General features: G+C 42.0%; 16 protein-coding genes, 11 tRNA genes, 3 rRNA genes and 1 pseudogene. 23 read left to right on the forward strand and 8 right to left on the reverse strand.

Annotated features, from left to right (window positions below; genetic code table 11):
- Positions 1 to 66: 66 nt before the first annotated feature.
- Positions 67 to 837 (reverse strand): polysaccharide deacetylase family sporulation protein PdaB, encoded by a 771-nt coding sequence (gene pdaB / locus RI196_RS00970; protein WP_063387199.1) that lies wholly within the window; start codon positions 835 to 837, stop codon positions 67 to 69.
- A gap of 345 nt (positions 838 to 1182) precedes the next feature.
- Between pdaB and RI196_RS00975 the strand changes: the two genes are divergently transcribed.
- The 8 genes and pseudogenes from RI196_RS00975 to RI196_RS01010 all read left to right on the forward strand — a co-directional run.
- Positions 1183 to 2736, forward strand: a 16S ribosomal RNA gene (locus RI196_RS00975).
- A gap of 137 nt (positions 2737 to 2873) precedes the next feature.
- Positions 2874 to 2950: transfer RNA gene (locus RI196_RS00980), tRNA-Ile, on the forward strand.
- A gap of 16 nt (positions 2951 to 2966) precedes the next feature.
- Positions 2967 to 3042 (forward strand) — tRNA-Ala (locus RI196_RS00985).
- Between the two features lie 177 nt (positions 3043 to 3219).
- Positions 3220 to 6151 (forward strand): 23S ribosomal RNA (locus RI196_RS00990).
- Positions 6152 to 6246: 95 nt separating this feature from the next.
- Positions 6247 to 6362, forward strand: a 5S ribosomal RNA gene (gene rrf, locus RI196_RS00995).
- The 16S, 23S and 5S rRNA genes sit together here with 4 tRNA genes alongside, the layout of an rRNA operon.
- 125 nt (positions 6363 to 6487) lie before the next feature.
- Positions 6488 to 6562: transfer RNA gene (locus tag RI196_RS01000), tRNA-Asn, on the forward strand.
- A 1-nt stretch (position 6563) separates the two neighbouring features.
- A tRNA-Thr gene (locus RI196_RS01005) sits at positions 6564 to 6636 on the forward strand.
- 238 nt (positions 6637 to 6874) lie between these two features.
- Positions 6875 to 7212, forward strand: a pseudogene (locus RI196_RS01010) (transposase); the annotation flags it as partial.
- A 128-nt stretch (positions 7213 to 7340) separates the two neighbouring features.
- Here RI196_RS01010 and RI196_RS01015 read toward each other — a convergent pair.
- From RI196_RS01015 to RI196_RS01040, 6 genes are all read right to left on the reverse strand, one after another.
- The gene (locus RI196_RS01015) at positions 7341 to 7988 is read right to left on the reverse strand and encodes an ATP-binding cassette domain-containing protein (protein WP_130158826.1); all 648 of its coding nucleotides are present in this window, start codon (positions 7986 to 7988) and stop codon (positions 7341 to 7343) included.
- A gap of 32 nt (positions 7989 to 8020) precedes the next feature.
- Complete coding sequence (locus RI196_RS01020; RefSeq protein ID WP_311066744.1) at positions 8021 to 8800, reverse strand: hypothetical protein; 780 nt, start codon at positions 8798 to 8800, stop codon at positions 8021 to 8023.
- A gap of 2 nt (positions 8801 to 8802) precedes the next feature.
- Positions 8803 to 9570, reverse strand: coding sequence for a hypothetical protein (locus RI196_RS01025; protein WP_133309187.1), 768 nt, complete (start codon positions 9568 to 9570; stop codon positions 8803 to 8805).
- A gap of 52 nt (positions 9571 to 9622) precedes the next feature.
- Entirely contained in the window at positions 9623 to 10408 is a 786-nt protein-coding gene (locus tag RI196_RS01030) for an ABC transporter permease (RefSeq protein WP_130158822.1), read from the reverse strand.
- Positions 10409 to 10550: 142 nt separating this feature from the next.
- Positions 10551 to 10952 carry a hypothetical protein gene (locus RI196_RS01035; protein WP_066251736.1) on the reverse strand — a complete coding sequence of 134 codons (402 nt, stop codon included), beginning with the start codon at positions 10950 to 10952 and terminating at the stop codon, positions 10551 to 10553.
- A 182-nt stretch (positions 10953 to 11134) separates the two neighbouring features.
- Positions 11135 to 11779, reverse strand: a complete 645-nt coding sequence (locus RI196_RS01040; protein WP_311066745.1) for a response regulator transcription factor — start codon at positions 11777 to 11779, stop codon at positions 11135 to 11137.
- 310 nt (positions 11780 to 12089) lie between these two features.
- Here RI196_RS01040 and RI196_RS18470 point away from each other — a divergent pair, with 310 nt between their 5' ends.
- The 10 genes from RI196_RS18470 (at position 12090) to RI196_RS01090 (ending at position 14296) form a co-directional block, all read left to right on the forward strand.
- Complete coding sequence (locus RI196_RS18470) at positions 12090 to 12176, forward strand: hypothetical protein (RefSeq protein ID WP_375338796.1); 87 nt, start codon at positions 12090 to 12092, stop codon at positions 12174 to 12176.
- Positions 12152 to 12436 (forward strand): hypothetical protein, encoded by a 285-nt coding sequence (locus tag RI196_RS01050; RefSeq protein ID WP_311066746.1) that lies wholly within the window; start codon positions 12152 to 12154, stop codon positions 12434 to 12436. Before RI196_RS18470 ends, RI196_RS01050 begins: the two co-directional genes overlap by 25 nt.
- Before the next feature lie 176 nt (positions 12437 to 12612).
- A tRNA-Glu gene (locus RI196_RS01055) sits at positions 12613 to 12687 on the forward strand.
- 1 nt (position 12688) lies between these two features.
- Positions 12689 to 12764: transfer RNA gene (locus RI196_RS01060), tRNA-Val, on the forward strand.
- 95 nt (positions 12765 to 12859) lie between these two features.
- Positions 12860 to 12932 (forward strand) — tRNA-Thr (locus tag RI196_RS01065).
- A gap of 12 nt (positions 12933 to 12944) precedes the next feature.
- A tRNA-Tyr gene (locus tag RI196_RS01070) sits at positions 12945 to 13029 on the forward strand.
- A gap of 108 nt (positions 13030 to 13137) precedes the next feature.
- Positions 13138 to 13212: transfer RNA gene (locus tag RI196_RS01075), tRNA-Gln, on the forward strand.
- A gap of 198 nt (positions 13213 to 13410) precedes the next feature.
- Positions 13411 to 13486 (forward strand) — tRNA-Lys (locus RI196_RS01080).
- A 5-nt stretch (positions 13487 to 13491) separates the two neighbouring features.
- A tRNA-Gly gene (locus tag RI196_RS01085) sits at positions 13492 to 13563 on the forward strand.
- A gap of 514 nt (positions 13564 to 14077) precedes the next feature.
- Positions 14078 to 14296, forward strand: a complete 219-nt coding sequence (locus tag RI196_RS01090; RefSeq protein WP_066251730.1) for a tautomerase family protein — start codon at positions 14078 to 14080, stop codon at positions 14294 to 14296.
- Positions 14297 to 14373: 77 nt separating this feature from the next.
- On the opposite strand, the gene RI196_RS01095 is transcribed toward RI196_RS01090, so the two are convergent.
- Positions 14374 to 15159, reverse strand: coding sequence for a MerR family transcriptional regulator (locus RI196_RS01095; protein ID WP_130158666.1), 786 nt, complete (start codon positions 15157 to 15159; stop codon positions 14374 to 14376).
- 304 nt (positions 15160 to 15463) lie between these two features.
- On the opposite strand from RI196_RS01095, the gene sigW reads away from it, so the two are divergent.
- From sigW to glmM, 5 genes are all read left to right on the forward strand, one after another.
- On the forward strand, positions 15464 to 16027 hold the full coding sequence (gene sigW, locus RI196_RS01100) for an RNA polymerase sigma factor SigW (RefSeq protein ID WP_063388712.1): 564 nt from the start codon (positions 15464 to 15466) through the stop codon (positions 16025 to 16027).
- 14 nt (positions 16028 to 16041) lie between these two features.
- Positions 16042 to 16644 (forward strand): anti-sigma factor family protein, encoded by a 603-nt coding sequence (locus RI196_RS01105; RefSeq protein WP_311066747.1) that lies wholly within the window; start codon positions 16042 to 16044, stop codon positions 16642 to 16644.
- A 156-nt stretch (positions 16645 to 16800) separates the two neighbouring features.
- Positions 16801 to 17619, forward strand: a complete 819-nt coding sequence (gene cdaA / locus RI196_RS01110) for a diadenylate cyclase CdaA (protein WP_063388714.1) — start codon at positions 16801 to 16803, stop codon at positions 17617 to 17619.
- On the forward strand, positions 17612 to 18970 hold the full coding sequence (locus RI196_RS01115) for a CdaR family protein (protein WP_311066748.1): 1359 nt from the start codon (positions 17612 to 17614) through the stop codon (positions 18968 to 18970). Before cdaA ends, RI196_RS01115 begins: the two co-directional genes overlap by 8 nt.
- Before the next feature lie 29 nt (positions 18971 to 18999).
- The gene (gene glmM / locus RI196_RS01120; protein ID WP_063388716.1) at positions 19000 to 20346 is read left to right on the forward strand and encodes a phosphoglucosamine mutase; all 1347 of its coding nucleotides are present in this window, start codon (positions 19000 to 19002) and stop codon (positions 20344 to 20346) included.
- Positions 20347 to 20365: the final 19 nt, after the last annotated feature.

Raw genomic sequence — 20365 nt, forward strand, 5'->3', positions numbered from 1 at the left:
TTAAAATGCTTATTGATTTCCAAAATATTGAAAACGATTGGTTTGAATTTACTTCCAAAGTTCTTTTCATTTGAATGATAGTTCTTTCGTTCTTGCATTGCTGTTTTCAATTAATTCTTGTACGGTTACATTTTTAAGGCCGTTTTGTTTCAAATGTTGAATAATCGCCGGCAACGCTTGGTTAGTTTGTTTAACTGAATCTGATGCGTGAAGCAGGATAATATCACCTGGTTTTAAGTGTTTCGTAACATTTTGGATAATCTTGTTGACTCCCGGGTTTTGCCAGTCATTTGAATTTACACTGTAATGGACGACAGTTAATCCATATTGTTCAGCAATATTTAAAACGTTTTGATCGAATTGGCAGGTTGGGGGCCGCAGCAATTTTATATCCTTGATACCAAGCTTTTGAAATGTATGCTGGGCTAAAGATAAATCACGCTTAATTTCGTTAGTGTCCAACTCAGTATAGTTTTTATAAGCATATCCTTTGCTGCCGAGCTGATGACCGTCATCGATAATTCTTTTGACTACTTCAGGATGGCGTTCGGCCCATGAGGCGGATACAAAAAATGTTGCATTGGTTAGTCCATATTTTTTCAAAGTATTTAAAATTGGAATTGCTTTTTCATCTCCCCAGCTAATATCAAATGTCAAGGCAACTTTTTTACCGCTTCCGTCTCCTTTATAAATTGCTTTCGGCCCGTTCTTTGTAGTGAAAACCGGGATATTTGGTATTGTTTGAAAGTACATAAAGACAGCAGTAAAAAAAGCGATTATGATTAAAAAAAGTAATTGTTTGATTTTTTTAATATGGATGATGTAAAAACGGTTCATTGATGCTCCTCCTTGTCCTTATCTTGTAAAATTGTATGAATTGAACTTTTAATTATGAATAAGGATGGAGAATTAAAAATAATTTTAAAAAGGTGTTGACGAAATAGTTTAAAGTTGATATATTATTAATCGTCGCTGTTTGTTAAGTGTTTTAAAAAATGTATTGACAAACGTTTTGACGCCATGATATATTATGAAAGTCATTGTGGAAAAATAAAAAACATTGACTGGACACAATTGTTTTGTTATAATGTTATTTCGTCGAAGTAGTTATATGATCCTTGAAAACTGAACAAAACGAAAAGCGTGCCTGTTGATTCTAAAAGAGCATTTGGTGACAAACTTTTTTTGGAGAGTTTGATCCTGGCTCAGGACGAACGCTGGCGGCGTGCCTAATACATGCAAGTCGAGCGGACCGAAGGGAGCTTGCTCCTTTAGGTTAGCGGCGGACGGGTGAGTAACACGTGGGCAACCTGCCCTGCAGACTGGGATAACTTCGGGAAACCGGAGCTAATACCGGATAACACCGAAAACCGCATGGTTTTCGGTTGAAAGGCGGCTTTTAGCTGTCACTGCAGGATGGGCCCGCGGCGCATTAGCTAGTTGGTGAGGTAACGGCTCACCAAGGCGACGATGCGTAGCCGACCTGAGAGGGTGACCGGCCACACTGGGACTGAGACACGGCCCAGACTCCTACGGGAGGCAGCAGTAGGGAATCTTCCGCAATGGACGAAAGTCTGACGGAGCAACGCCGCGTGAGCGAAGAAGGTCTTCGGATCGTAAAGCTCTGTTGTCAGGGAAGAACAAGTACCGTTCGAACAGGGCGGTACCTTGACGGTACCTGACGAGGAAGCCACGGCTAACTACGTGCCAGCAGCCGCGGTAATACGTAGGTGGCAAGCGTTGTCCGGAATTATTGGGCGTAAAGCGCGCGCAGGCGGTTCCTTAAGTCTGATGTGAAATCTCGCGGCTCAACCGCGAGCGGCCATTGGAAACTGGGGAACTTGAGTGCAGGAGAGGGGAGCGGAATTCCACGTGTAGCGGTGAAATGCGTAGAGATGTGGAGGAACACCAGTGGCGAAGGCGGCTCTCTGGCCTGTAACTGACGCTGAGGCGCGAAAGCGTGGGGAGCGAACAGGATTAGATACCCTGGTAGTCCACGCCGTAAACGATGAGTGCTAAGTGTTAGAGGGTATCCACCCTTTAGTGCTGCAGCAAACGCATTAAGCACTCCGCCTGGGGAGTACGGCCGCAAGGCTGAAACTCAAAGGAATTGACGGGGACCCGCACAAGCGGTGGAGCATGTGGTTTAATTCGAAGCAACGCGAAGAACCTTACCAGGTCTTGACATCCCCTGACAACCCTAGAGATAGGGCGTTCCCCTTTCGGGGACAGGGTGACAGGTGGTGCATGGTTGTCGTCAGCTCGTGTCGTGAGATGTTGGGTTAAGTCCCGCAACGAGCGCAACCCTTGACCTTAGTTGCCAGCATTCAGTTGGGCACTCTAAGGTGACTGCCGGCTAAAAGTCGGAGGAAGGTGGGGATGACGTCAAATCATCATGCCCCTTATGACCTGGGCTACACACGTGCTACAATGGGTGGTACAAAGGGCAGCGAAACCGCGAGGTGGAGCGAATCCCAAAAAACCACTCTCAGTTCGGATTGCAGGCTGCAACTCGCCTGCATGAAGCCGGAATCGCTAGTAATCGCGGATCAGCATGCCGCGGTGAATACGTTCCCGGGTCTTGTACACACCGCCCGTCACACCACGAGAGTTTGTAACACCCGAAGTCGGTGGGGTAACCCTTACGGGAGCCAGCCGCCGAAGGTGGGACAAATGATTGGGGTGAAGTCGTAACAAGGTAGCCGTATCGGAAGGTGCGGCTGGATCACCTCCTTTCTAAGGATATATACATTGAAATAGGGTACGCTTTTCCGTTTTGTTTAGTTTTGAAGGATCACATCCTTCCCCGTTTGCTGGTGAATTCGCAAAGTCGATTTCCCAGCGAATAGAAGCTGAATAAAAAAATACAGGATGGGCCTGTAGCTCAGCCGGTTAGAGCGCACGCCTGATAAGCGTGAGGTCGGTGGTTCAAGTCCACTCAGGCCCACCATAAATAAGACCATCCTGGGGCCTTAGCTCAGCTGGGAGAGCGCCTGCTTTGCACGCAGGAGGTCAGCGGTTCGATCCCGCTAGGCTCCACCATAAGTTTGATGAATATTGGAAGCATTGCTCCTATGCGAGAGCCCATTCGAAGGATCGGATGTTCGGCTCGAAGCAACTCAAGCAGCAAGGGAGCTCATTGAAAGAAAAAGCATTGTTCTTTGAAAACTGGATAACGGAAAGACATTCACGAATAGATCGCTCATGTTAGGAAGAAACGGTTAAGTTAGAAAGGGCGCACGGTGGATGCCTTGGCACTAGGAGCCGATGAAGGACGGGACAAACACCGAAATGCTTCGGGGAGCTGTAAGTAAGCGTCGATCCGGAGATGTCCGAATGGGGGAACCCACTGCCCGTAATGGGGCAGTATCCATACCTGAATCCATAGGGTATGGAGGGCAACCCGGGGAACTGAAACATCTAAGTACCCGGAGGAAGAGAAAGCAACAGCGATTCCCTGAGTAGCGGCGAGCGAAACGGGAACAGCCCAAACCAAGAGGCGTGCCTCTTGGGGTTGTAGGACACTCGATTAAGGAGTGACAAAGGAACGGGGTAGACGAAGAGGTCTGGAAAGGCCCGTCAGAGAAGGTAACAACCCTGTAGTCGAAACTCCGTTCCCTCCCGAGTGGATCCTGAGTACGGCGGGACACGTGAAATCCCGTCGGAAGCAGGGAGGACCATCTCCCAAGGCTAAATACTCCCTAGTGACCGATAGTGAACCAGTACCGTGAGGGAAAGGTGAAAAGCACCCCGGGAGGGGAGTGAAAGAGAACCTGAAACCGTGTGCCTACAAGTAGTCAGAGCCCGTTAACGGGTGATGGCGTGCCTTTTGTAGAATGAACCGGCGAGTTGCGATTTCGTGCAAGGTTAAGCCGAAAGGCGGAGCCGCAGCGAAAGCGAGTCTGAAGAGGGCGAAATAGTACGAGGTCGCAGACCCGAAACCAGGTGATCTACCCATGTCCAGGGTGAAGGCAAGGTAACACTTGCTGGAGGCCCGAACCCACGCACGTTGAAAAGTGCGGGGATGAGGTGTGGGTAGGGGTGAAATGCCAATCGAACTTGGAGATAGCTGGTTCTCTCCGAAATAGCTTTAGGGCTAGCCTCAAGGGAAGAGTCTTGGAGGTAGAGCACTGATTGGACGAGGGGCCCCCATCGGGTTACCGAATTCAGTCAAACTCCGAATGCCAATGACTTATCCTTGGGAGTCAGACTGCGAGTGATAAGATCCGTGGTCAAAAGGGAAACAGCCCAGACCGCCAGCTAAGGTCCCAAAGTATACGTTAAGTGGAAAAGGATGTGGAGCTGCTTAGACAACCAGGATGTTGGCTTAGAAGCAGCCACCATTTAAAGAGTGCGTAATAGCTCACTGGTCGAGTGGCTCTGCGCCGAAAATGTACCGGGGCTAAACGTATCACCGAAGCTGCGGGTTGACACCGTTGGTGTCAGCGGTAGGAGAGCGTTCTAAGGGCATCGAAGCCGGACCGGAAGGACCGGTGGAGCGCTTAGAAGTGAGAATGCCGGTATGAGTAGCGAAAGAGGGGTGAGAATCCCCTCCGCCGAAAGCCTAAGGTTTCCTGAGGAAGGCTCGTCCGCTCAGGGTTAGTCGGGACCTAAGCCGAGGCCGAAAGGCGTAGGTGATGGACAACAGGTTGATATTCCTGTACCACCTCCTCACCGTTTGAGCAATGGGGGGACGCAGGAGGATAGGGCAAGCGCGCGGCTGGATGTGCGCGTCCAAGCAGTTAGGCTGGCAAGCAGGCAAATCCGCTTGCCGGAAGGCTGAGCTGTGATGGCGAGGGAAAGGAAGTACCGAAGTTCCCGATTCCACACTGCCAAGAAAAGCCTCTAGCGAGGTGAGAGGTGCCCGTACCGCAAACCGACACAGGTAGGCGAGGAGAGAATCCTAAGGTGAGCGAGAGAACTCTCGTTAAGGAACTCGGCAAAATGACCCCGTAACTTCGGGAGAAGGGGTGCTCATCAAGGTGATAAGCCATGATGAGCCGCAGTGAAAAGGCCCAGGCGACTGTTTAGCAAAAACACAGGTCTCTGCGAAACCGTAAGGTGAAGTATAGGGGCTGACGCCTGCCCGGTGCTGGAAGGTTAAGGGGAGCGCTTAGCGAAAAGCGAAGGTGCGAACCGAAGCCCCAGTAAACGGCGGCCGTAACTATAACGGTCCTAAGGTAGCGAAATTCCTTGTCGGGTAAGTTCCGACCCGCACGAAAGGCGTAACGATCTGGGCACTGTCTCAACGAGAGACTCGGTGAAATTATAGTACCTGTGAAGATGCAGGTTACCCGCGACAGGACGGAAAGACCCCGTGGAGCTTTACTGCAGCCTGATATTGAATGTGGGTACAGCTTGTACAGGATAGGTAGGAGCCAGAGACGCGTGAGCGCCAGCTTGCGCTGAGGCGACGGTGGGATACTACCCTGGCTGTACTGACATTCTAACCCGCGCCCCTGATCGGGGCGGGAGACAGTGTCAGGTGGGCAGTTTGACTGGGGCGGTCGCCTCCTAAAAGGTAACGGAGGCGCCCAAAGGTTCCCTCAGAATGGTTGGAAATCATTCGGAGAGTGCAAAGGCAGAAGGGAGCTTGACTGCGAGACCTACAAGTCGAGCAGGGACGAAAGTCGGGCTTAGTGATCCGGTGGTTCCGCATGGAAGGGCCATCGCTCAACGGATAAAAGCTACCCCGGGGATAACAGGCTGATCTCCCCCAAGAGTCCACATCGACGGGGAGGTTTGGCACCTCGATGTCGGCTCATCGCATCCTGGGGCTGTAGTCGGTCCCAAGGGTTGGGCTGTTCGCCCATTAAAGCGGTACGCGAGCTGGGTTCAGAACGTCGTGAGACAGTTCGGTCCCTATCCGTCGCGGGCGCAGGAAATTTGAGAGGAGCTGTCCTTAGTACGAGAGGACCGGGATGGACGCACCGCTGGTGTACCAGTTGTCCCGCCAGGGGCACCGCTGGGTAGCTATGTGCGGAAGGGATAAGCGCTGAAAGCATCTAAGCGTGAAGCCCCCCTCAAGATGAGATTTCCCATCGCTAAACGCGAGTAAGATCCCTTGAAGATGACGAGGTAGATAGGTCCGAGGTGGAAGCGTGGTGACACGTGGAGCTGACGGATACTAATCGATCGAGGACTTAACCAAGTAGGAGCATCTATTCGTGAAAGAAACGTTATCTAGTTTTGAAAGAATGACATTCCGATGTCATTTGACAACAGGAAGGAAAACAGAAAAGGCTGCTTGGTGGCAATGGCGAAGAGGTCACACCCGTTCCCATCCCGAACACGGAAGTTAAGCTCTTCAGCGCCGATGGTAGTGAGGGTTTGTCCCTTGTGAGAGTAGGACGCTGCCAGGCTGCCTTTAAATTCTTTTTGAAAGCTGGGCTTATTGTAGAGAACCATACAAGAGTACATTCTTTTGAAGTCATTTTGATATACTGATTGAGCTGTATGTGAACCAAAATATGGTTTATTAAAATATTCCGCAGTAGCTCAGTGGTAGAGCATTCGGCTGTTAACCGAACGGTCGCAGGTTCGAATCCTGCCTGCGGAGCCATGCTTCCATAGCTCAGTTGGTAGAGCACTTCCATGGTAAGGAAGAGGTCACCGGTTCGAGCCCGGTTGGAAGCTTTGATGAAAAACGTTGAAATAACAAGGTTTTCTCGATGTGCGAGGGAGCCTTTTTTTGTTTTTATATCATTCTTCAACAACATTTTGACGGCAATAAGATCTTTTATATTATTTTTAAAAAAATATAAAAGACCTCGATAAAATTTATGTCGGCCAAAAGGATGATGTATAAAATTTTGTGTAAAGCATAAGGTAGGGTATTTTCTGATTTGGCCAAATATTCCAGAGAACCCTACCTATGTCTAAAAGAATACCGAATGGTGACTGGGCTAATCAACAGGAAAGTGCCATTCGTCAGTTTGTGAATGAAAAATTAGAGCTGATTAATGTGGGAAGAAATGAAACATTTCCTCGAGATTGAACAAGCTGGAACATCGAATATGAGAAACGGCTACTATTAACGAAATCCAGATACACAATAAGGTCGGATCACCGGAACGGAGAATTTCAAACGCATTTGTTCCCCCTTACCAACGCCATACCGGCTGGCTCGAGGAAGCGATCATCAAGATGTATCAAAATGACATGAGTACACGTGAAATTGGCAAGTTTATCGAACGAATTTTAGGAAATGCCAATCGTTTTGACTTGAGTTCCAAAGAATTCGGTGACATCTGCCGTTTAGCCATTGAACTGTCTTTTCAAGTGCTTCAAGTAGCACGTATGAATTCAACCCTTTTTCGGAATGACTGATTAAGTGAAATCTAGAGTTTATTTACTTCCACAAGTGTTTTATTATCAAATTCGTACACTTTATCACATAGTATGTGAATATCCTCACTGATATGACTCGCCAATAAGATGGTTGTCCCCTGTTTTTTCAATGACAACAGCAATTCTCTTATCTGTTTGACTCCTGTTTTATCCAGACCGTTCATTGGTTCATCTAGTATGAGTATTTTCGGCTTCTCCATAATTGCTTGTGCGATACCCAATCTTTGTTTCATACCTAAAGAATATTTTTTCACACTTTTCTTGCTGTTCGGATCTAGACCGACACTTTGGATTGCTTCTATAATCTCCTTATCACTAATCTTATTGCGTATAGAAGCTAAGTATTTTAAATTTTTAAATCCGGAGTAATCGGACAAGAATCCTGGTGTCTCGATAACAGCACCAACTTCAGTGGGAAAGTCAATATCCTTCCCTAAAATATTTCCAAAAATTTTAATTTCTCCTTGGTCTGGGAGTAAAATGCCGCAAAGTATCTTAAAGAAAACTGATTTACCACTCCCATTATGCCCGACAAACCCGTAAATCTTTGCTTCTTCAATATCAAGATTTATATTATTAAATACTTTCTCCTTTTTAAATGTTTTGCTCAAGTTCCTTACCTGCAATACAACTGCCATAGTTTATCACCTTTCCTTGAAAATTCAGCAATCTAACGTCGCGTCATAACGCGATACGACAAATAAATGAACAGAAGAATCCATAAAACATGAAAAAAGACAAAACCAGCGATTGAATGACTCCCGCTACCTGGAGCCAACACGTCATAGTTTACAAGTCTGCCATGGCTTCCAAGCCATAGATTCACATTCCCAAAAATGAAAGGAATGATGTACATTAAAGCAGCAGAGAAGTACCCGTAACCGCTTTTTTGGGTAAGGAGGTTGATATATACTTGCCACAAACTAATACTAAAAGAGCCGATTAGCTGGATAATCCATGAAAGGAATAGAAATAACCATTGTGAATATACATCTTTTGACGACAATTTACCTGCCCAATACTGGACTGTAATATCACCTGACTTATAAATAGAATGCAAAATGAACCAGGACAGACTGTAATAAAAAAATAGGTACACAACATGAATGGCAAATAAGACGGTCAAATGGGCCAATGCCCACGCGTTCCTGTTAGATATCCGCAGCAAAGTATACAGTAAATTCTCATGAAAATTGTTTTCCATGTATAAGTCAACAATATACGCTAATACGAAAAAAGGGAGCAATGTATGAATGATCGTTAAAATATCCGCCCCCTCGAACACGGCAAAGTGGAAGATGAATGCATCTATAGTGGATGAGACAAGATCTCCATAATATAGAAGTGTGACCAAATTAGAGATGACGAACACTGCGATCGCCAGAAGCCACTGATGATAAGTAAAGTAGCGCATATTAAACTGAACAAGGGCTTTCCATTCTCTGATCATATTCAAGATCCCCCAAATTCCAGCTTTGATTTTCTCATCCACAAGACGAGAAGCATTAAAACTATAGGAGAAACGGCTGCTGCATTCAACACCATTGCCGATTGGAATCCGTTTTCATTCAGCCTAAGCGTCACGAGATAACCGTTATGGATATACAAAAACGGAGCATACGATACAAAAAACCTATAAGCAAATAAATGGTTAATAACAAGGAGCATCACCGTCACCGATACTGCTTTGACGATGCGATAACCATCTGCTGACGCATAAACAAACAAATATAGGATGCTGAGAAACCAAATACTTAAGACATATCGTATAGCTAACAGAATAAAACCAGTAACTGGTTGTATATGCCCAATAAGCTCCCCGTGGTAAAGATTGGAGGATCCTGGACTCCAATGGATGCTATAACCGTATAATAAAAGAGAAATTAGAGTAATAATACAAAGATATACGAGCGTGTACAGTGTACTTATTAAAAGTATTAGGAATATTTTGGAAAGTAACCAAGTCGATTTTTTATTTAAACGCAGCAGAACATAGAGAGTTATCGGCCGATCATCGCAAATATCACTTAACACAAACAGGAAGAACAGCAAAAACAAGAACAATTGGTAGTAAGGATGATACAGCATATCGAAGATTAAATCCCACATATTGAGGAAACGGTTGTCAATATGCTCTAATTTGCTATTGGCCAGAAAAGTTGCTAAACATACGAGCAATACAAACAAAACAGCTTTTCGAGTCAGAACTACGTGCTTCACTTTGTGTTTCATACAGTTTAAAAGAATGGTCTTAGTGCTCAGGGGATTGGCATTAGTCATCAATTCTCACCCGTCTCGTTCTCCAAATAAAAATTACATAACCTGTAATCAAAATCGTGATCATTGACCCGTATACATAGAATGGCGAAACTTCAGGCCATAAATCATACCAGGTGGATGGAGAAAACTGATATTGATCCAGAATGGCTCCTGCGGTGATCTCCCAAATACCGAAAATCAGAAATGGCCCAACGTATACAATTGCTTTCTTCTTGACGAAGGTGGAAAGGCATAAAGCGATACAGGCGAAACACGCCCCAAGCAAAAAATGCGTTAAAAATTTGATCCAAATATACAATTCAGGCTGTGTGTTGAACAATGTGTAGAATATGCCTTCTTCCTGCAGTTGTCGATAGGGGGAATCGGCATCATTATTAAAAAAAATAGAAATTATAGCGTAAAAGATAAACTCTGGGATGAAGATAGCAAGCCCCCCAGTTAAAGTGGCGGCCAAGAATTTGTTCCTAACATAATGGTCAAAAGATTTCCTTGTTTGTATAAAGTAATGAAACTTCTGATTCTTTTCTTCTAAATAGGAAGCGGCATATGGAAACACAACAATTAAAGGAAAAAATATACCTATGTATGAAAAACTGCTCTCCCAAATATTATATTTGTTGTGTATTTCACCTAAAATATCTTGAATCGCTTGATGATTACCTCGTATATCAGGAGCTTCGGGGTCAAAAAATAAAACATCATACAAATACCTGTCATAAGCTGTCAAAAATATTAATACAAGAGCAAACATACAGGAAACTAACATGCGCTTATTCAATAAACCCCTTTTTAATTCCAGTAAGAGCATCATCTTTCACTCGCTTTCTGATTGATAACTATCAAAACTACTTTAAAAGCATATCGCATTTCTATATTGCAGAAATGCGATATGCTACGGAATCGAAATTGAAAGAGTTAAGTTAATACGTATCTGGATTCCATTTCCCTTTCATCGTAAAGCGGTCAAATTTACCTCCTTTTTCTTTCCAGATTTTCAAACGGTACTTATAACTGGCCTTAGCTCCATTATTTGTTAATGTGTAATTACCAGCCTTTTTAGTATAAAGATTACTACTTCTTTTCGCACCTTCCGAATTTTCCATTCTTACTCCTGCTGTCCAATTCGAATCTATACTAGTAATCTTAACAACTGGATTCTCTTTATCTGTAAATTTCCATGCATAGTTAGTATAAGCACGTCCAGTTAAAAAGTTTGTTGTCACATCAAAATGAAATTTGTAGTTAGCAGCTGATGCAACAGGCACTAATGCTCCTACAGCTAGAATAGAAGTTAAAGCAATTTTTAACCATTTTTTTTTCACATAAAACCCTCCTCGTTTTTCCGCATTAAAATTCCTGAATTCCTGCGAGAATCCTTCGAGTAAGGTGCTAGCTACCTGTTTTTACAGTTCACATTCTCTAAAAATACAGAACGGTGATCACCTAAACTTATGATAGAGTAGAATCCACATTTGAAAAAAGTCCCAAATTTTCTTGCCACCTTTTAAATTAACCCCCATTCCCGGGCCTTTCGGGCTGCTTCTTTGCTTCTTTTTTCCCCTGTCTTTTTCAAAATATTAGTAATGTGCTTTTTTATTGTATTAATTTCTACCATTAATATTTCTGCTATTTGTTTTTGCTTATAGCCTTCAGCGATCAGCTTTAATATTTTTTGTTCTGTTTGTGTTAATCTCTCCTTCATATAGTGGATCTCTAGTTGTCTTAAGCGACAAAACTCCTTACGGATAACAGATTCAACATAAGCACTTTTAAGTGACCATTTTTGATACGCTAAGCGTATTACATTTGGAATATGATTATAGGATTTGTCTATGTAACAGATTGCCCCGGCAATAAAAGCTTCAAAAATCAATCGATTGTCAATCTGATCATTTAAAATAATCAGCTGTGCTTTTGTTTTTTCAGTAACAGATTTTATTACTTTGACTTTTTCTGTATCTTTTACTAATCTGATATTCATTAGTACAATGTTCACATGTAAACGGTTAATAAAATCACTTAAACATTTCAGCTCGCACGTGACTCCTACTATTTCTATGTCGGTCTCATTTTTAACGCTAGAGCAAATTTTTAACAACTCATCTTTGTCTTTCTCAATCAATAGTACACGTATTTTTTCATAACGCACCTTTTTACACCTCTCTTCACGCCCGTTGCCTTAAGAAAAACATTGGATAATTCGAAATATCAGTTATAACTTCTTGTGAAGGACTTTCTACTTATTAAAACGTCAGATCTCTCAGAATTGTTTCTGATTTTTATAATTTTAACCTTTTTTGGAATGTTTTCCCTTAAAAGTAAGCGTCAAATTTAGCCAATCTTCTAGACTCTGTAAGATTATGAGATAATCTCCTCAAGAATAGATATAAGGAGGTTTTTTATAGCAAATCCAGAAATAGCTGAGAGAAAAAGGAATAGACATGACCGGAATGCGTCCAATGGGGAGTACAGAAAGAACGATGAGTGTGTTTGCGAAACATTTGAAAATGGGCGGAACTGGGTGGATCAAGGTACCGGTGCGATGATGACGGCCTTGGTGGCAGCATTAGAAAAAGTTAGTCATCAAAACGCTTATTGGACAAGTAGAAAGATGGAAAAAATCTCAAGAAGCCCATTCAAACAATACATCGAAAAGATCACGAGAACAATAAACGAAGCCACACGTGACCCGTCCATGTACCTAAAAAATAAAGTGAAAACCCTTATCCATCAAGCATTGAAGAGATTAAGTAGGACTAGGAATTACTTTGGGGTTATCTTTATCATTTGTATGCGTTTATTATAGAATCCCTCCTGCAAATGCTTGGCTCAATCTTCATATTGACAATAAACCATTTTTCCTCTATACTAATACTCGTCGATTGCTTAATAAAAAACTTGTGAAGGAAAAATGATTTTATAATTGACAAAAAGTAAATTGTTATATATAATTTAATTTGTCTTTTTGCTAATGATGTTATTGGCCCGTTGGTCAAGTGGTTAAGACACCGCCCTTTCACGGCGGTAACACGGGTTCGAATCCCGTACGGGTCACCATGGAGGATTAGCTCAGCTGGGAGAGCACTTGCCTTACAAGCAAGGGGTCGGCGGTTCGATCCCGTCATCCTCCACCATGTACTAAACAAGCTTTTCTTAAGCAAGTTTAATGAGGCTGGCATAACAATTTAAACAAAGGTAAAAACTGAGTGTGATTTAAAGTATTTATTGCGCCGGTGTAGCTCAATTGGTAGAGCAACTGACTTGTAATCAGTAGGTTGGGGGTTCGATTCCTCTCGCCGGCATTTTTAATAATCGGAGGGGTAGCGAAGTGGCTAAACGCGGCGGACTGTAAATCCGCTCCCTTAGGGTTCGGCGGTTCGAATCCGTCCCCCTCCACCATGCCGAAGAATGTTATGAAACATTGAAATCACATTAAACAACAAAATGTTGTATAAAGTGATTTTTTTATTGGTACAATATAATTAGTCAAGAGATGAATGGTGATATTGGGCTATAGCCAAGCGGTAAGGCAACGGACTTTGACTCCGTGATGCGCTGGTTCGAATCCAGCTAGCCCAGCCATTTATTATAAAAAGACAGTTCATGTCTGTTCTTTTTTTTGTAAAAATGTTAGATAGAAAGTAAGATTTAACTAGATTTTACAAAGGGCGAAGCCTCGTCGAATAAGCAGCGAGTTGTCCCAACGCATCCAGCATCCTCGAAAAATCAGGAAGAGGAAGGGACATCTGACAAATTTTAAAATGGATTAGGAGACTTTACGAGCCATTAGCTCAGTCGGTAGAGCATCTGACTTTTAATCAGAGGGTCGGAGGTTCGAATCCTCCATGGCTCACCATTTGTGCGGAAGTAGTTCAGTGGTAGAACACCACCTTGCCAAGGTGGGGGTCGCGGGTTCGAGTCCCGTCTTCCGCTTTTTAAATTCAACGGGGAAAACTTTATAAAATAAGATGAACTTAATTCCTGACAAGAAATTGTCAGGATTTTTTATTTGAAATGTTACTAATCCTTCGATATCTAATCCTCGCTTTTGAATCTCAAAATAATGTAATAGACTATATGTAGGAGCATTCGCCTTTTTAGTCCCATAACAGCCTTTTAAATTTGGATATACCATTGAAGGCGAATTGTATTTTTCCTTTTAGTATTAGTAATGCGGTTGTTCCGAAATGGAACCATGACCTAAATGATTTTTTGTTGATTTTAAAAATTAGTCTCTTTTCCAGAAGATTGTTGCTGTAGAGGATGATTTGTGTAAACCATTTTGCATACAATGACTGCCCAGCAAAGGTTTTTACGGGTGTTGTGACGAAGTATATCGACAAACTTCTGTCTTGTTTCATTTTTTGAAATAGCACAGATCCGGATGAGGACGAATAAATTTCGACACCATTTATAAATTCAAACGGCTTAAAGGAGTTGTGATTCGATGCCTTTTATCAACGTAAAGCTGGCTAAAGGAAGAACCGCAGAACAGAAACAGCAGTTTACTGAGGCAATAACAAAAGCAGCAGCGCAAATACTAAACGTGAAAGAAGAATGGGTTACAGTAGTTTTCGATGAATATGAAAGAGATAATTGGGCTTCCGGTGGAACACTTCACTCGATAAAATTTGGGGAAGGTTTCGGGAAAATGGGAGCTGAATGAATATCCATCATCCTGTAATTCAAAGATAAAAAATGACCTCCCCAATTGGAAAAGGGGAGGTGAAGTTTTTTTATTTGCTAAAGTCGGTCAATATTTTCATCTTGGAGAAGCCCAGCTTTCATCGCATAATGTTCCATCACTTGTTGAAGCCACTCCTCTTCCTCCTGTGTAAATGGAGATGGCAATTTATTTTCAATAGTTTTAATTTCAGCTTCATCTAAATTCCCGATAGCACTAATTAATTCTTTTCCGATAAATTCTAATATTGTTTTCATATATTTTTCGACTAACGCTTCTACCTCAGGATCATCGACAGGTCTTCCTGCCAATCTTTTTGTTTCTTGGGATAATTGGATGTATTCTTTGTCAAGGGAGATCATTACCTCTTCAGGCTGATCAAAAAGCTTTTCAGCTACTTCTTTTGACGTATAATGTTCTAACCATTTGCGCTGTTCTTTTTCTGTTTGTATGCTCTGAATAAGACTCATTAAAACATTGCTATCCACTTCTTTTTCTTCTTCTAAAATCGTGAGAATTCGTTTAATGGCTTTGAGCACTTCTTCAATATGTTCCTTTCGTTCTTCAAGCGCTTCTTTTTGGAACTGTAAAGTTTCCTTTAAGTTTAAATCGAAGTTGGTTTCATTAATTAACTCTTTGATTTGTTCTAAACTGTATCCTAAAAATTTAAGACTGACTATTTTTTGAAGTGTCAATACATCATGAGCAGAGTATAATCGGTGTCCAGAACGAGGATTTTTTTTCGGTTTGAGCAGTCCAATTTGATCATAATAATGCAATGTTCGGATTGTTGTTCCCGTCTTTTTAGAAAATTCGCCAATCGTAAAGTAAGACTCTTCCTTCACTTTAACATCGCCCCCAAAACACTTATCTTTATAAACCTATTGTGATCATAATACCTAACGCGGCGTGAGGTGCAACCCCTCTGAAAAAATTTGTAATGTCATTTTTCATTATGACAAGTTGGACGTTTCTTTATAAAAAGCCCAGAAATGGGAATAAGAAAGGTTTTTGCTACAAAAGGAAAAAATTTTTCTTGCAGATGAAAACATAAATTCCTAAAATTTGCTAGAATAGATTTATAAAAAAATGAAACCTTTGGGGAACGAATTCGTATCATGATGTACCCGCAACTGCGGAGGTAGAAAAATGGAAGAATTTATAAATAAAAAGATCAAACAAATTAAAAAAGGCGACCAAAATGCATTTGCAGAAGTTGTTGAATTATATAAAGATAAAATTTTTCAACTTTGTTATCGAATGCTGGGAAACGTCCATGAAGCTGAGGACATAGCACAGGAAGCATTTATAAGAGTGTATATGAACATCCATTCATTTGATATGAACAAAAAATTTTCTACATGGATTTATCGGATTGCAACCAATTTATCGATTGATCGTATTCGGAAAAAGAAGCCGGACTATTATTTAGATGCAGAAGTTGCGGGGACTGATGGCTTAACAATGTACTCCCAAGTATCATCTGATATTGCAATGCCTGAAAAAGAAGTTGAAGCAATTGAACTGCAAGAAACGATTCAAAAAGAAATTTTAAAACTGCCGGATAAATATCGATCAGTCATCGTATTGAGATATATTGAGGAGCTATCCTTGCAAGAAATCGCAGAGATATTGGAACTTCCAGTCGGAACAGTTAAAACAAGAATACACCGGGGACGGGAGGCTTTACGCAAACAATTAAGGCATTTGTGATTGGGGTGAGTAAGATGAAATGTCCTAAGCATGTAGAGGAGATGATCCATAAGTATTTGGACGGGGATTTGCATGAGGATGAAGGCCGTGAGTTAAAAAAACACTTGCAATCTTGTGAGGATTGCAAGGCACATTATCAAGAATTGGAAAAAGCTGTAGCGTTTGTCAAGAGTATCTCACATGTTGAAGCACCGACAGATTTTACGCAAAAGGTGTTAGAAAAACTGCCGAAAGAAAAGCGTACGGTCTCAACTAGACGCTGGTTCCGAAATCATCCTTTCTTTTCAGCCGCTGCACTATTTGTTATTCTAATGACTGGAAGTTTATTTGCTTCTTATGAAGAAAGCCAATTCAGCGTAACAAAGTATGATAATTTGGTTGTTGACAACCGTACTGTTATTGTGCCTGAAGGAGAAACGGTGAAAGGTGATATTACTGTTAAAAACGGTGATATTAAAATAGAAGGAAAAGTTGAAGGAAATGTAACGGTGATTAACGGAGACCAATATTTGGCTTCTGCCGGTCAAGTTACCGGAGAGGTTGAGGAAATAAACGAATTGTTTGAGTGGCTGTGGTATGAAGTAAAATCGACTCTGTCAGAGGTTTTTAAACAATAGGCCATCTTTAGTAGGATGGTCTATTTTTATGTTTAAGTGCATTTAGGAAAAGTTATGATATAATAAAGTGGAATTTTGATTAGAGAGATTTTCAAACCTAGAAGTTTGATTAGAATAGATCAATCGCGATTTGATGAACTATTGGAGGAAAACAATATGACCTTAGGGGATTTTTCTCTTTTGCATTACCTCATAGATGTCATTGATATTCTCCTCGTTTGGTTCGTTATCTATAAATTGATTATGGTGATTCGTGGAACGAAAGCTGTTCAGCTTTTAAAAGGAATTATCGTAATCATTATCGTTAGAGTGTTAAGCCAATATTTAGGCTTGAATACTTTGCAATGGTTAATGGACCAAGTGTTGATTTGGGGTTTTTTGGCTATCATCATTATTTTCCAGCCGGAGTTTCGCAGAGCCCTTGAGCAATTAGGAAGGGGGCGTCTATTTGCAAGGGCAGCTAGCCAGGAAGATGATGGGCAAACAAACATGACCGAAGCAATAGCAAAAGCTGTTGAGTATATGGCGAAAAGGAGAATCGGTGCTCTCATTTCGATTGAACGAAAAATAGGAATGGAGGATTATGTTGAGACCGGTATACCACTAAATGCCCATATTTCTGCTGAACTATTAATTAATATTTTTATCCCCAATACCCCTTTACATGATGGTGCAGTTATTATACAAAAAGATCAAGTGTCCGCTGCTGCCTGTTATTTGCCGCTTTCCGAAAGCCCATTTATATCGAAGGAGCTGGGCACACGCCATCGTGCTGCAGTGGGAATTAGTGAAGTAACCGATAGTATAACTATCATTGTTTCTGAAGAAACAGGCGGTATATCGATTGCCAAGGATGGTGAGCTGCATAGACATTTAACTCCAGAAACGTTAAAGGAGATGCTCTTGGCTGAGTTTAACCGTACGAAAGCTGCTTCCTCTAGCCGCTGGCAATGGAGGGTGAAAAAGAATGGATAAATTAATGAATAGCAACTGGTTTATGCGCATCATTGCATTGTTGCTAGCGCTCATGCTATATGCTTCAGTGAATATAGAATCGCCTGCTTCGAATAATGAAGAAAAATACAATATATTTCAGTCGCCATCCACAACCGAAACAGCTACAATTACAGATGTGCCCGTAAACGTATACTATGACGACCGTGCATTTGTTGTCACCGGTATTCCCCAAACCGTCACCGTTACGATTGAAGGGCCCAAAAGTATTGTCACTACGACAAAACAAGTCAAGGACTTTGAAATTTTTGCAGATTTAACGGATTTATCCGTTGGCACACACAGTGTCCGTTTGAAACATAAAAACTTGTCTGACCAATTGGAGGTTGACATTGATCCGGCTGTCATTACAGTAGGTATTCATGAAAAGGTATCTGAAAATTTTCCGGTTGAAGTGGATGTTATTAATAAAAACAAAATGAAGGAAGGCTACATTGCGGAGCGTCCGATTGTTAAACCGGACAGTGTAAAAATTACAGGCGCAAAAGAGCATATTGATGCTGTAGCTGTTGTGAAAGCAACAGTAAGTTTGGAAGGTGCTGATGGAACAGTTGTACAGAAGTCAAAAGTGGCAGTATACGATGCAAATGGGAACATCCTGCCTGTTACAATCGAACCGTCAGCGGTTACCGTAACAGTGCCGGTAGAAAGCCCAACGAAATCGAAATCTGTACCCTTAAAAATCAAAACAACAGGAAAGCTTTCTGATGGACTGAGCATATCATCGATTCAATCGATCCCTAGCCAAGTGACAATTTATGGTCCAAAGGATGTGCTAGAGCAAATAGAGTCTATTGATGATGTATCTGTCGACTTAAGCAAAATCAAAGAAAATGCGACAGTTGAAGCTGATGTTCCGGCTCCGGATGGAGTGACAAACGTTGTCCCGAATAAAGTTCAAATTAAAATAGATATTGAAAAACGAGAAGAAAAGACGTTTAAACAGGTGCCGATCAAAGTCATCGGTTTAGGAAACGATCAGGAAATTGAATTTATTGATCCGGATACAGGAAAGCTGGATGTTGTTTTGCGAGGAAAAGACAGTGTTTTGAAAAACGTAAAAGAATCTGATATCGAATTGTATGTGAATGTTGCAGGGTTAGATGAAGGAGAACATGAAGTAAATGTGGAGGCCAAAAACCGTTACAACCTCTCGACAGTTTTATCGAGTGAAAAAGTGAAGATTCGCTTATCCAATAAAGAAAACTCGTTGGAAGAAGCAGATAATGAAAGAAGAAATCAAATAGAAGAAAATAACGATTCAGTTGAACCATCTGAACAGAAAAAGTCTGCTGAAGAAGCTTCAAATTAAGTGATATTTTTTAAAAGGAGCGATGATTCATGGGAAAATATTTCGGTACAGACGGAGTAAGAGGAGTTGCCAACAGTGAACTCACTCCTGAATTAGCGTTTAAAATAGGACGCTTTGGCGGGTACGTGTTAACAAAAGATAAAAATAGACCAAAAGTGTTGATTGGCCGGGATACCCGCATTTCAGGTCATATGCTTGAGGGTGCTTTAGTTGCCGGGCTTCTTTCCATTGGCGCCGAGGTAATGAGGCTTGGAGTCATTAGCACACCAGGTGTTGCTTATTTGACAAAGGCATTAGGAGCCGAAGCAGGCATCATGATCTCCGCTTCGCATAATCCTGTTCAAGATAACGGAATAAAATTTTTTGGCCCTGATGGTTTTAAGCTTTCCGATGAACAAGAAGAAGAAATTGAAGCGCTGCTCGATCAAGAAGAAGATAACCTTCCTAGACCGACCGGCTCTGATCTGGGGCAAGTGAGCGATTATTTTGAAGGCGTACAAAAATACTTGCAATATTTAAAACAGACGGTTGACGAAGAGTTCACTGGTTTACATATCGCTTTGGACTGTGCGCACGGAGCCACATCATCACTAGCTACACATCTTTTTGCCGACTTGGATGCAGATGTTTCGACAATCGGTGCATCTCCAAATGGTCTGAATATTAACGATGGGGTTGGGTCTACTCATCCAGAAACGTTAGCGGAATTTGTGAAAGAAAAAGAAGCAGATATAGGTTTAGCGTTTGACGGTGATGGGGACCGTTTGATTGCCATTGATGAGAACGGAAAAATTGTTGATGGGGATCAAATTATGTTTATTTGCGCCAAATATTTAAAAGAGCAGGGAATGCTGAACGGGGACACTGTTGTATCGACAGTTATGAGCAACCTAGGCTTTTATAAAGCTTTGGAGGCAAATGGACTAAAAAGCGTTCAAACCGCTGTCGGCGATCGCTATGTTGTCGAAGCGATGAAGAAAAACAACTACAATTTAGGTGGAGAGCAATCCGGACATATTATTTTTCTTGACTACAATACGACGGGTGACGGTCTTTTAACAGCGATTCAGCTTGTCAACATAATGAAGACAAAAGGCAAAAAGCTTTCTGAACTTGCGAGTGAAATGAAAAAATTCCCGCAGCTTTTGATCAATGTAAAGGTGCAGGACAAGCAGGCTGTCATGGAAAATGAAAAAGTAAAAGCTGTTATAGAAGAAGTAGAAAAAGAAATGAACGGAAATGGAAGAATTCTCGTACGTCCTTCCGGAACAGAACCGCTCGTTCGTGTAATGGCCGAAGCGCCGACGGAAGATGAATGCCAGCGGTACGTGAAAAAAATTGTGGAAGTCATCAAAGCGGAAATGGGCGTTGAATGATGAAGAGACGGGGGCTGTC

Source organism: Aeribacillus composti (assembly GCF_031760945.1).
Classification (GTDB): domain Bacteria; phylum Bacillota; class Bacilli; order Bacillales; family Aeribacillaceae; genus Aeribacillus; species Aeribacillus composti.